General features: G+C 38.8%; 11 protein-coding genes. 3 read left to right on the top strand and 8 right to left on the bottom strand.

Going from position 1 to position 12,943, the window contains the following annotated elements; translation table 11 throughout:
• Positions 1 to 2 precede the first annotated feature (2 nt).
• The gene (locus tag JR005_RS09500) at positions 3 to 386 is read right to left on the bottom strand and encodes a DUF962 domain-containing protein (protein ID WP_004987025.1); all 384 of its coding nucleotides are present in this window, start codon (positions 384 to 386) and stop codon (positions 3 to 5) included.
• Between the two features lie 227 nt (positions 387 to 613).
• On the opposite strand from JR005_RS09500, the gene JR005_RS09495 reads away from it, so the two are divergent.
• Entirely contained in the window at positions 614 to 2,074 is a 1,461-nt protein-coding gene (locus JR005_RS09495; protein WP_004987038.1) for a CYTH and CHAD domain-containing protein, read from the top strand.
• 42 nt (positions 2,075 to 2,116) lie between these two features.
• Here JR005_RS09495 and JR005_RS09490 read toward each other — a convergent pair whose 3' ends face one another.
• On the bottom strand, positions 2,117 to 2,749 hold the full coding sequence (locus tag JR005_RS09490) for a hypothetical protein (RefSeq protein ID WP_004987041.1): 633 nt from the start codon (positions 2,747 to 2,749) through the stop codon (positions 2,117 to 2,119).
• 109 nt (positions 2,750 to 2,858) lie between these two features.
• On the opposite strand from JR005_RS09490, the gene JR005_RS09485 reads away from it, so the two are divergent.
• On the top strand, positions 2,859 to 3,260 hold the full coding sequence (locus JR005_RS09485; protein WP_004987043.1) for a DUF3144 domain-containing protein: 402 nt from the start codon (positions 2,859 to 2,861) through the stop codon (positions 3,258 to 3,260).
• A gap of 124 nt (positions 3,261 to 3,384) precedes the next feature.
• On the opposite strand, the gene JR005_RS09480 is transcribed toward JR005_RS09485, so the two are convergent.
• From JR005_RS09480 to icd, 6 genes are all read right to left on the bottom strand, one after another.
• Positions 3,385 to 3,708, bottom strand: a complete 324-nt coding sequence (locus JR005_RS09480; protein WP_004987044.1) for a hypothetical protein — start codon at positions 3,706 to 3,708, stop codon at positions 3,385 to 3,387.
• Between the two features lie 162 nt (positions 3,709 to 3,870).
• The gene (locus JR005_RS09475; protein ID WP_004987045.1) at positions 3,871 to 6,642 is read right to left on the bottom strand and encodes a M16 family metallopeptidase; all 2,772 of its coding nucleotides are present in this window, start codon (positions 6,640 to 6,642) and stop codon (positions 3,871 to 3,873) included.
• Between the two features lie 97 nt (positions 6,643 to 6,739).
• Complete coding sequence (locus JR005_RS09470) at positions 6,740 to 7,972, bottom strand: voltage-gated chloride channel family protein (protein ID WP_004987052.1); 1,233 nt, start codon at positions 7,970 to 7,972, stop codon at positions 6,740 to 6,742.
• Between the two features lie 122 nt (positions 7,973 to 8,094).
• A complete protein-coding gene (locus tag JR005_RS09465) occupies positions 8,095 to 8,922 on the bottom strand; it encodes a PhzF family phenazine biosynthesis protein (RefSeq protein WP_218664964.1) in 828 nt (275 codons plus the stop codon).
• Positions 8,923 to 8,953: 31 nt separating this feature from the next.
• Positions 8,954 to 10,345, bottom strand: a complete 1,392-nt coding sequence (locus JR005_RS09460) for an L-cystine transporter (RefSeq protein ID WP_004998686.1) — start codon at positions 10,343 to 10,345, stop codon at positions 8,954 to 8,956.
• Between the two features lie 331 nt (positions 10,346 to 10,676).
• The gene (gene icd / locus JR005_RS09455) at positions 10,677 to 11,936 is read right to left on the bottom strand and encodes an NADP-dependent isocitrate dehydrogenase (protein ID WP_004987058.1); all 1,260 of its coding nucleotides are present in this window, start codon (positions 11,934 to 11,936) and stop codon (positions 10,677 to 10,679) included.
• 196 nt (positions 11,937 to 12,132) lie between these two features.
• On the opposite strand from icd, the gene JR005_RS09450 reads away from it, so the two are divergent.
• Positions 12,133 to 12,936 carry an rRNA large subunit pseudouridine synthase E gene (locus JR005_RS09450; protein WP_004987060.1) on the top strand — a complete coding sequence of 268 codons (804 nt, stop codon included), beginning with the start codon at positions 12,133 to 12,135 and terminating at the stop codon, positions 12,934 to 12,936.
• The last annotated feature ends 7 nt before the right edge of the window (positions 12,937 to 12,943 follow it).

Below are 12,943 nucleotides of genomic sequence, written 5' to 3'. Positions count from 1 at the left end.
AATCAACTATTAATTTTATCCAATTTTCGATCTTTTAAACTGAGTCGACCTCGAACCACATCTGAAAACATTTTCCAGTCTGAAATAAAACTATAAAGTGGCTGCTTAAAACTGGCAGGTTTATTTTTTTCAAAAACAAAATGTCCAATCCACGCACAGGCATAACCTGAAAATAATCCATAAGCAATGTACCTCGGTTGACGCTTACGAATTGCTTTACTCAAAAAATAGAGCCCTACACTACTTCCCGTAACATGTAAACGACGGCTTAAAATATTGCGATGTTCGGTGAGATAGAAGTGATAAAATTCCTGATAATTTCTAATGGGTAATTGAATATTTAGGTTGCTGTTGGAATTTTTTTGAAACTTTACTGGCGCATTCATGGTCATCATCCTGAGACTATTTATTCCTGACTTTACCTGAAAGCTCAATCTTTAAAAAGCCTGTTTTCTGGTAATATGAAATGGAGTAATAGAACATGTTAGATGTATTCTGATATACAACGATCAAAGCTAACCTCATGAAATCTTACAATTTCAAAACAGCTTTTAATGTTATGCTTAAGCAAAATTAAACCATTAAAATCTAAAGAAGTTTTAGGAGTAAGCGCATGGTCGAAATTGAACTAAAATTTCAGCTTCCTGAGAGTAAGAAAAAAAGTGTATTGCAAGCACTAAAGCCCAAAACTGCCCAAAAAATTCGTTTACAAGCCAAGTACTATGACACGACTGAACGTTTACTTGCGCAAAATCATATGGCTATTCGGTTACGTCAGGAAGGTGATCATTGGGTACAAACTTTTAAAGCTTCGGGTAAAAACCATTTGGAACGCATTGAACATGAAGTTCATTTAGGTCAATGTGATATTGAACCCGAATTAAATCTTGAGCTATTTTCTGAAAATAAAGTTGTTAAAGATTTACTTGACCAAGTATTAGGTGAACAACAGCAGTTAATGCTGCAATTTAAAACAGATGTTCAGCGTACTTTTAAAATTTTTTCCATTGATGAAACAGACATTGAAGTTTGTCTGGATGATGGCATCGTTTCCGCAGCAGAGCTATCCGAAAAAATTTGCGAAGTTGAGTTTGAGTTAAAGCAAGGTTCACCCGAACAATTGATTTTATTTACCCAAGAATGGGTGAAAAAATATCAGCTTTGGCTCGATGTGCGTAGTAAAGCTGAACGGGGTAATTTATTGTCAATTCAACAAAAAGCATCTCCTGCGGTGAAAGCCAAAAGTTTGATATTAAGTAAAAAAGATTCCCCAGATGCCGCCATACGAAAAATGGTGTCAAATACATTGCAACAGTTATTACCCAATGTCGCAGTGATTGCAGATGGGTTTGCTGATCCTGAACACATTCATCAGGCACGTATCGCGATTCGACGTATGCGTAGTATTTTTAAAAGTTTTAAATCTTGGTCAGAAGATATTGATCCTTTATGGGAGCCGCAGCTTAAGCAAATTTTTCAGGCGCTTGGGACAACTCGTGATTTAGACGTGGTTCGGGATGAAATATTGCCTGAATTATTAAAAGCAGACGCGCCTTTTCAAAATTTACCTGAAACGGCAATAATAGATGAACAGCTTCATCTACTTTTTCAAAAAACAGAAACCATGTGCTTGCTGCTACAACTTTTAGCATTTAGTTATCACGAGCAAACAAATCATAAAGAATCATCAAAACTCAAGAAAAAAATCGAGAAGTCATTGAACCAATTGCATCAGAACATCATTCATGATGCTGATCATTTTAGTCAACTTGAAGTTGAAGCAAGACATCGTACCCGTAAACGGTGTAAACGATTACGTTATTGCATTGAGTTTGTTTCAAGCTTATATGATGGAAAATCGGTAAAAAAATATCTAAAACAATTGCAAGCTGTTCAAGACAAACTTGGTTTATATAACGATTTACACGTGACTGAGCAGGTCTTTAGTCAATCTGCCGATCAACAAGCTGAATACTGGTTTGCCGTGGGTTGGAGTAAAGCGAAACAGCAGCAACTTTTACATGAGTCCGAACAAGCATTGAAGAAATTGGCAGACATTAAAGTGTTTTGGTAAGTTAATGAGATCTAAGTTTTAGACTTAGGTCTCATGTTTATATTAACGATGCTTAGCAAAGACTTTCCAGACGCCATTGTCTGCAATTGGGTCTTGATAACTATCACTACGTTGTTTTCTTGGTTTTTCACGGGCATCGACCAGTTTAAAATGCGGCTCAACCCCTAAAATAATACCATTTACATAAAATCGAGTACGGGTATAGTCACTTTGCCCATGCTGGAAAACATAAGTTCTTAAATCAATAAATTCGCGATGAGCCACTAAAGCGGCTGTGTCATCGTTTTCCAGCCATTGCTGCATAGCAAAAATTTGATCTGTGTCAAACTGTCCACATTTTTCGATTAAGCTGGCAACACCTCTAAAGGTCTTGGATTCTTTCGCCCGAGTTTTATTAATCCGAATCCGATCAACATGAAAGAAGAATAGTGGTAAATTTAAATGGCTAGGTAAATGAATTGCATCTAAGACTTCATCTTGCATAAAAGGCTGGCATAGCGCTTGTGCCCTTTCAATCAATTCTTTCCATTGAAGATAATATTGTTCAACTTCATTTTGCAAACCATAATAAATCGGTAAACCTTCGACATGCTCCAGATGTTCAGGTGGCCAACTATGCTGACGCAATACAGCGATGTCCGTTTTTAAACGTTGAATGGCGATTGCATCTTGCATAAAGCACCTGTTTTAAATTTACTTAGGCTATTTTAAGCCTAGATCAAAGGTTTAGTTTATGCAAGGCTTTCACGTATAATAGCTGCATTCGTTTGTGTTGGAAAAAGCCATGTCTCAAAAAATTGATGCCACTGATATCACTGAAGAAGAAGCTTTAAATGCAGTTTTTTTTGAGCGTGCTGATGAGTTTATTAAACTTGCCAATGAGTTTTGCCGCCCTAAGAAGGGTGAAAAACCAAATCCTGCCGAAGTTCGCGGTCAGGTCAGTGCAGCCATGTTATTTGGAACAGCGCGTTTTAATACTTGGGTTGCTGCCAATAACTTTAAAGATGGCAATGAAATGCGTGATGCCAAACAACAAGTGATGTCATATGTTTTGCAACAGTTCCAAATGATGCTTGAAGATAATTATGACGAGTATTGCGAACAGTTTGATAACTATTTACGCTTTCGTGAAAATGAAGAATTTCATACGCATAAGCATGATCATAAACACGATCACAACCATTGAGAAAAAGCCCTTACGGGCTTTTTTTATGTCTTTTATTTTAAGATTTCTTTCATCAATTCTTTTATTTCTTTGTTTGGGAGACAATAAAGACAATCTAAACAGTGATGAAAGAAGTCTATAAAATTTAGTGATCAATTTTACGATCCCAAACAATTTTTTTAACGACATTATTCACGATGGTCACTGTATAATAGGTATTATCAATCAAATAGATATAATCGACTGCGGTTAATTTTTTGCGATTTTCTTCCCACTCATAACTGCGCTGAGAAACAGGCGCTTGCTGCATTTTTTGCATTAGATTAGCGTAACTATCCCCAAGATAAACCAAGCTTCCATTTTGACTGCGAACTGTACTGGTTTCTGTACTGGCTAAAACAAGGGCTGGACTGCCCAATAATGTAATTAATGCAATGATAACGAACGATCTTGTGCTTTTATTCAACATGATTTTACCTTTATTTTGAACTTTTATATTTTCAACAAAATTAACATAGCCTTTTTTTTACTATTGAGTCAAATCCAAATCCACATTTATAAAAAAGCTGCCAAACCATCTACTCCTAAAACTTAGGCAGATGGATTGGGCAGCCCATTGAACAATTAAATTTTATGGTTTGTTTACAGTTTGACCATATTGATCAGCCATGACCTCAACAAAGTGATCGAGCTTGATGTATTTTTTAATCACAGCATCAATATCCGCCTTGCTTAACTTAGCAATATCTCGATCACGTTGTCCTCGATCCAGCATATTTTTACCACGTTCTAACTGACTATTCAGCATACGATGAATACTGCGTTCATCCTCAAGCGTAGTCACTCGTTTTTTCAAAATATCAGCCTTGGCAGATTCTAATTCTTGTTCGGTGACTCCACTTTGCAATAACTTTTGCAAGACATGATGCACCGTTTGAGAAACTTGCTCACCACGCCCTGCAGTATAGTTAGCTTCAATGGTTAATGCACCCACATTGGTGCCACTATCCAATTGCAAATCGCTACCAAAGCCATAAACCAGCGCATTTTTCTCACGAAGCTCCTGCCCTAAACGTGAAGATAATTGTGATTGACCTAAAATATTGGTAAAGACAATCAACGCTGGTGCATCGGGATGATCCACCCCCACAGGGAAAGTCAAAATACTTTGATAGTTTCCAAATTCGCGTTGTTCAGACAAGGCATGTATTTTCTGAGCAGGATAATCTGTATCTGTCGATAAAATTTTCTGATAAGGCTGTGAACTTGACCAAGAACCAAATGATTGAGCGATGAATTGCTGCATTTTTTTAGCATCAAAATCGCCTGTAATTGCAATTTGGGCATGATTCATGGCAAAGAATTGATTATAAAGCTGTTTGACTTGTGCCTGCGTCGCTTGATTAAGCTGCTTTTTTGCAAATTCAGGTTCAAAGTGGTAACGCAAATCGCCCGGTTGATAAATTTCAATAAGTCGTGCCAAATTCAAAGCAGCTACTGTCTCAGGTTCAGTATATGGACGATCCAGACTGGCCAAGCTTTGTGACTTAATCAAATCAAACTGGGTTTGCTCAAAACTTGGATGTTTCATCACCTCGACCACAAATTTAAAAAAGTCTTCAAATTTGTCTTTACGCGCTTGAATATTAATGGTCATCCCATTATCTGCACTGGTCGCTGTCGCAGCACCGCCCGCTTCAATCGATTTATCAGCAACTTGCTGTAAAGTATATTTGTCTGAACCACGCAGCAACAAATAAGAAGTTAAATCCAGCACTGTACCTTTATCAAATAGAGATTTTTCCGTACCAAAATCAAGCGTGATCGTAGCGTAAACACGATCATCTCGGGTTTGTGTTGGGAACAACGCATATTGCATACCGTTTTTAAGTTTACCGCGTTGAATTTTTTTCTCAGTATTTTGTAAATAATCTGCCGATGATTTTACATATTGACTGACTTCCTGCTTATAAATACTGACATCTTTTAAAGGTTCTTCAGCAGCTTGTTGTTGATCTAGCGTTTTGGGTTTTTCCTGCTGCTTTTTTTGTTCCAGTGCCTTTTTCTGTTCTTCTGGGGTGGGTTTAATATCCCCCGCAATACGATGTTCAGGCGTTAAAAACTGTTTTAAAGTTTGATTAACCTCATTCACATTGAGTTTCTGCACCGCATCCAGATCATTAAAATATTGCCCCCAATTACCTTTTGAGGAGACAATATAATCACTCAAACGCGAACCCAAAGCAGTCGCGTCATTCATGATCAGATCTGCCTGATTTTGCATCAGAGTTTTGACACGTTTTAACTCAATGTCGTCAAATGCTTTGCCATTTTCCACCTGAGAAATCAGGGTAGATTCGACTTTTTTCTCATCATTATTCGGCGCATAAATTGCACCTAAAAACACAAGGTTAAAATCCTGATCTAACCATGTAGTCGACTGAACTGCTGTACTGATCCCCGTTTCAACTAATCCCTGATATAAATGTCCACTCGGTTGCATGGTATAAAGTAACGGCGAAAGTGCCAATGCAGGTTGGATTTTCTGATTTTGTCCATTCATATAAATATGAAACTTAGCCAAATCACTGCCCTTTTGAACTAAAAAGTTGCGTGGATTGATTCTACTTGAATCCAGTTTTGGCACTTGTACACTGGCAGGAATCGTACGTGCAGCAATTGGGCTAAAGTTTTTATCAATATTCTTCAACACTTCTGCTTTGTCAAATTTCCCTGAAATGACCATTACAGCATTATTAGGCGCATACCATGTTCGATAAAACTTATTGACTTCATCCAGTTGAATCGATTTGAGCTCGGGTAAATCGCCAATCGGTAAACGACCTAAATATTGATTGCCATACGCCGCTTTAAACATTTGATCCATCAGCACTGAAAATGGCTGATCCATGCGGATTTCACGTTCGCGTTTGACGATTTCAATCTCAGAAGGTACAAATTTTTTCTGTAATACCAATTTATCCATTCGTTGCGATTCTAAATATAGAATTTCATTTAAGGCTTGTGGCTCGGGACGTACAATATTGGTATAACGTGTAGAATAATATTCTGTACTGGCATTGGTCATGAGTGTGTACTGATCAAGCCTACGTTGAAACTCATCCCCTTTTACATCCTGCGTGCCCTTAAATGCCAAATGCTCCAAAAGATGTGCCAGTCCTCCCTTGCCTTTTGGATCATTTAAAGAACCTGTAAAATAAATGGTGTTTACAAAGACTTTATTTTCTTTATTGTTTGGGGCAAGAACGACCCGAAAACCATTATCCAGCTTATATTCTTCGATATTCTTTTCGCTTTTGACCAATACGGTTTGTGACCAAGCAGTTGCGCTTAAACCAAGAAAACACAACGAAAGAGTAAGTTGTTTAAACCGCATTAACATAAAAATTCCAAAAATTAATTAAGTCATATGAATTATTTGAACGCCGTTATAGTATGAAAATCCACAATATTTTTATAGTGAAGTTTTGAAAACGCGGCTACTCTTCACCACGTAATTTTAAATTCTGCTGGATATATAGACCACAATTTCCAGAAAACAAATAAGCCAACAAACAGGTAATGACTGCGTACTGCGCGATATCTGCTCCAAACAACTCAATTGCCAATACGATAGACGTCAGTGGTGCTTTACTTGCACCAGCAAATAAACTCACTAATCCCAAACCTGCAAGCAATGAAATCGGTAGAGGTAAAAACTGACCTAAGGCGTTGCCAAAAGTTGTACCAACAAAAAATAGTGGCGTAATCTCCCCACCTTTAAAACCTGAACCGAGGGTGGTTGCGGTAAAAATGATTTTTCCAAGAAAATCAGTTACAGGTAAATCGATATAAAACGAGGAGATAATACTGCCAACACCTAGACCATTAAATTTTTGATGCCCCACGATAATCGTCATCAGCATAATTAAAATACCGCCCACCATTGGTCTAAATGGCATAAAGCGCACGTAATGATTGAGTTGTTTACTGACGAATAAAATAGAAGCAATAAAAATGCGAGCCACAAATCCAAATAATAATCCCGCGACAATCAGACTCGAGATGGTGGTGAAATTAAAATCTGGGAAACTCGAAACGACATAATACTGATGAGGATGACTAATATGAAATAATTCAGGAATTTGCGAGGCAACCAGTGCAGAAACAAAACAAGGAAACACCGCAGAATAACGCAATTTGCCTAATGCAGTAATTTCTAAACCATAAATTGCCCCAGCCAATGGCAGTCCAAAAATAGCGGCAAAACCTGAACCAATACTGGCAATCAGAAATATTTTTCGGTTATCTCCAGGCACTCTAAACGCTTGGGTAATATGATCGGTCAATGCACCCGATAGTTGTACCGCAGGCGCTTCGCGTCCAGCAGAACCGCCAAAAATTTGCGTCAAGATTGCTGTAAAAAAAACCAGAGGTGTCATTCGTTTGGGGATAAAAGCCCGAGGGTGATGAATTTCATCAATCAGCAAATGAGTTCCCTTCTCAATCGGCGTCCCATAATAATAAAACAAATATCCAATCAATAAGCCAATAAACGGCAAGAAATAGACCAACCACGGATAACTGATTCGAGTTTGATTGGCAAGATCAAAGCAGACAAAAATAAGACTGGATGACAAGCCTGAAATTAACCCAATCATCACAGAAGCAACCACCCAATACGCTGTGTAACGAATGATCTGTGTGTACTCAGAGGACGGGAAAACTTTCATAAATACTTGCGTCTATAGCTATTGTATTAATAGTGGAAATATATCGCTATTATGATTTGACGACATGAAAATAAGCTTAACGCGTGGCAGCAATTTATTCCACTTGAAAAAAGAATGTATTTTTATAATGCATGAACTTCGATCTCACTTTGCATATATAACACCGCATATCCCGCTATTTCAATTCGATCATTTTCTAAAAGACGACTATATAACACACCACCTCGTTTTGAAGCTTGATAAGCAATCAGCTCAGTTTTATTCAATTGATCTGCCCACAAAGGGACAATTGCGGTATGAATTGAACCTGTGACTGGATCTTCATCGATACCAATCGCAGGTGCAAAATAACGTGATACACAGTCATATTCGATACTATCCGATGCGGTGATCGCAACATCCAGTGTTGAACTTGTAATTGCAGTACGCATTTTACCCAATGTCTTGAGTTTGACTAAATCAGGTTGTTCATCCAAGACATCCTGTACGCTTTCGTACTGCACAATATAAGCTTGCGGATTGGCATATACCGCTTTAAATGGTTTTGACAATGCTTCATCTAAAATAGCAGGATACTCACTCAACTTTTCAGCACGGCGAATTGGAAAATTCATTAAGATTTTGCCACCTTCCGCTTGAGTCACGATAAAAATGCCTAAATCTTTAACATGGAATTGTAGCGTTGTTGCCTGAGTATAATTTCTAAATAGTACAAATGCACTTGCAAGGGTCGCATGACCGCAAAAAGCCACTTCATCCATCGGTGAAAACCAACGAATCGCATAGTTTTCATCATCAAGTTTTTTGACAAACGCCGTTTCAGATAGATTATTTTCAAAAGCAATCGATTGCATCAGTGCTTGATCAGGCCAAGCTTCTACCACCAAAACCGCAGCAGGATTTCCTTTGAATAATTGCTGGGTAAAAGCATCGACCTGATACATTTTCATTCTAGATTTTTCCTTGTCTTAAATTTTGAGTTTAACCATGACTCAGCTCAGAATCATCGTCACTGTTTAAAATATCTTTATTGGTCTGATGCATCAATTGACTGGTGATGGTACCTGCGGTCATTGAACCATTCACATTTAATGCGGTACGTCCCATATCAATTAACGGTTCAATCGAGATCAAAAGTGCAACCAAAGTAACAGGCAAACCCATGGCAGGCAATACAATCAATGCCGCGAACGTTGCACCGCCACCCACACCAGCGACTCCAATCGAACTTAAAGTGACAACCAAAATCAGCGTTGCAATCCATAAAGGATCAAAAGTATTAATTCCTAAAGTTGGGGCAACCATCGTTGCCAGCATCGCAGGATACAAACCTGCACAACCATTTTGACCTATGGTCGCACCAAAAGATGCTGAAAAACTGGCAATTGACTCAGGTACACCTAAACGCTGCGTTTGCGCTTCAATATTTAAAGGAATACTTGCCGCACTGGAACGACTGGTAAATGCAAAAGTTAAAACTGGCCAGACTTTTTTAAAGAAGCGGAGTGGATTAATCCCTGATAGCGATAATAAAATGCCGTGTACTGCAAACATAATCGCTAAACCCAGATAAGACGCAATCAAAAATCCACCCAGCTTTAAAATATCCGCCATATTTGAGCCTGCAACGACTTTGGTCATGAGCGCAAATACACCATAAGGGGTTAAAGTCATGACCAAACGTACGAGCTTCATAATCCAACCTTGTAAAGATTCGATTCCGCGTAATACACGTTGTCCTTTTTCTGGCTCATCTTTTAGCAGCTTTAATGCTGCCACCCCTAAGAAAGCAGCAAAGATCACTACACTAATAATGGATGTCGGATTTGCACCCGTTAAATCTGCAAAAGGATTGGTAGGAATAAATGACAACAATAACTGTGGTACATTTAAATCCGTGACTTTAGCGATATAATCACTATGCAGTGCTGATAATCGGGCTGTTTCCTGTGTGCCTTGTACCAAACCATCAGCTGTTAAGCCAAATAAATGGGTTACGCCGACACCGACAAAAGCGGCTATTGCCGTAGTAAACAACAAAATCCCAATGGTATAAAAACTAATTTTGCCCAAAGAACTGGCATTATGCAGTTTAGCCACAGCCCCTAAAATCGAGATAAAAACCAAGGGCATCACCACCATTTGCAACAGTTTGACATAGCCATTACCCACGATATTAAACCATTGCATGGATGCGCTAATTACTGGACTCGACTCACCGTACACCAGCTGTAAACCCAATCCAAATAACACACCCAGCAACAAACCTGTGAGGACTTTTTTTGACAAACTCCAGTGAGTTTTATGCGTCCGCGTCTGTAAAATAATTAATCCAATAAAAATAATAATATTGATCAGCAAGGGCCAGTTCATTCAGACACCTGAAAGTTGACAAAAATCGTTGGTAATATTGGAGCATAGATAGCTGTTACGAAACTAGCCCCTCATGATTTAATTGGTTAGACAGTAACGCCTATGTTTATAGTTTTTACTTCTAAGCATTTTATTTAAATGAATTTGTTAAAATATAACATGACTGATTTATTTAGCATCCAATACTCAACTTCTTTCATTCTTCCCTTTTAATTTGCCCTATGGGAGGAAAATAAAGGGGGGGTTAAACAATGATGAAAGAAGTCTACTATTTCAACACATGATGAAGTCCAAAAAATTAACCTCTCTAGGATGAGAGGTTATTTTCAAACTATTCATCATCCATATGCTGGATAATCGCATTTGCAAATTCAGAACAACGCAATAGTGTTGCGCCTTGCATGAGTCGTTCAAAATCATAGGTTACGGTTTTTGCAGCAATTGCAGCAGAAATCCCTTTGATAATTAAATCCGCAGCTTCTGTCCAACCCATATCACGTAACATCATTTCAGCCGAAAGAATAATCGAACCCGGATTGACTTTATCCTGACCTGCATATTTCGGCGCTGTGCCATGCGTTGCTTCATAAACCGCAACAGCTCCGCCAATATTTGCACCTGGCGCAATTCCAATCCCACCCACTTCAGCAGCTAAGGCATCGGAAATATAATCGCCATTTAGATTTAAGGTTGCAATCACAGAATAATCGCTAGGACGTAACAAAATTTGTTGCAGAAAAGCATCGGCTATCACGTCTTTAATAATAATGTCTTTGCCAGTTTTAGGATTTTTAATTTTTACCCAAGGTCCGCCATCAATGAGTTCACCACCAAAGCGCTCAATGGCGAGTTCATAGCCCCATTCTTTAAATGCACCTTCGGTATATTTCATGATGTTGCCTTTGTGTACCAAAGTCACATTTGGCTTGTCATGATCAATCGCAAACTGAATCGCTTTGCGCACGAGACGCTGTGTACCTTCTTTAGATACAGGTTTGACCCCAATACCGCAACTTTCAGGGAAACGAATTTTGGTCACGCCCATTTCTTCTTCAAGAAACTTAATTATTTTTTTAGCTTCAGGTGAGTCTGCTTTCCATTCAATCCCTGCATAGATATCTTCTGAATTTTCACGAAAGATCACCATATTGGTCTGTTCGGGATGTTGAACAGGACTCGGAACTCCTTTAAACCAGCGAACAGGTCGGATACAGACATACAAATCCAATTCCTGACGCAAAGCGACATTCAGTGAACGAATACCCCCACCCACTGGCGTCGTGAGCGGACCTTTGATAGAAACGACATATTCACGTAATGCTTCAAAAGTTTCTTCGGGCATATACGTGCCATAAATAGTATTTGCTTTCTCGCCGCAGTATACTTCCATCCATTCGATTGAACGCTTGCCACCATACGCTTTTAGCACAGCAGCATCTACCACTGCTCTCATAGCTGGTGTAATATCCACACCAATACCGTCCCCCTCAATGAAAGGAATGATTGGATGGTTTGGAACATTGAGTGATAAGTCTGCATTGACTGTGATTTTGTCACCATCCGCTGGAACCACGATCTTTTGATAACCCATTGTCTAGGTTCTCCCTTTTTAAACTGGCGAATCACGTGTGCCCCTAAGGACATACGTTAAAGTTTATTTTTTAATCGCTAATAGTCTAATCCAAAACAGGTTTTTTTGAGATTTTAAGGTTGAATAACTACATTTCTCCATTAAATAAAAACCTTTTATTAACGGTGATGACCAATAACCAAAGTAGTTTATTGATATGAAAATTGTTGTTTTTAATAAGCCTTATGATGTCTTATCCCAGTTTCGGGAGGATAGTGCGCATTTAACTGTTTCAAGTTTTATTCATGATCCTGAATTACGTATTGCAGGACGTTTGGATTTAGATTCAGAAGGTTTAATGTTTTTAACTGATCATGGTGGTTTAAATCAGTTCATTACTCATCCAAGTAATAAAAAATATAAAACTTATCTGGTTCAGGTGGATGGAGATATCACTGAAGAAGCATTGCAACAATTACGTAAAGGCGTAGAGCTGGCTGATGGTCTCACCTTACCTGCCACTGCAATTAAAGTCTCAGAGCCAGATTGGCTATGGGAACGTAACCCGCCTGTACGCTTTCGTGCCAATATTCCAACCTCTTGGGTTGAAATTTCAATTTGTGAAGGACGCAACCGTCAGGTACGTCGTATGACGGCTACTGTTGGCTTTCCTACTTTACGCTTGATTCGTACCAAAATTGGTTCGATTGATTTGGTTCGACTAGGTTTGCAACCCGGTGAACAAACTGAGATTGAACCACTACTTTATCCTGACTTTAAGGATGTGCCAGAGGATAAACCTTATCGTTCGCGCTCTTATGTTAAAAAACCGGGTGGCACTGGCGGTAAACCGATGCAGCATAAGCATAAAGATGCAGATAAAAAAGATCCGAATAAGAAAAAGTCAGGAACTAAGCGTATCTGGCAGATGGATGAAAATGAGAAGCCGCGTCGTAAGACCAATGGTACCACTCGCCCAAATACCAAAGCGCCGCGTGGTCGTAACCGTAATGGTCGTTGAGGTTTAA

This window comes from Acinetobacter sp. Colony158 (assembly GCF_019264745.1).
GTDB lineage: Bacteria > Pseudomonadota > Gammaproteobacteria > Pseudomonadales > Moraxellaceae > Acinetobacter > Acinetobacter ursingii.
The sequence above is the reverse complement of the archived record's forward strand: the minus strand, read 5'-3'. Positions and strand labels throughout refer to the sequence as shown.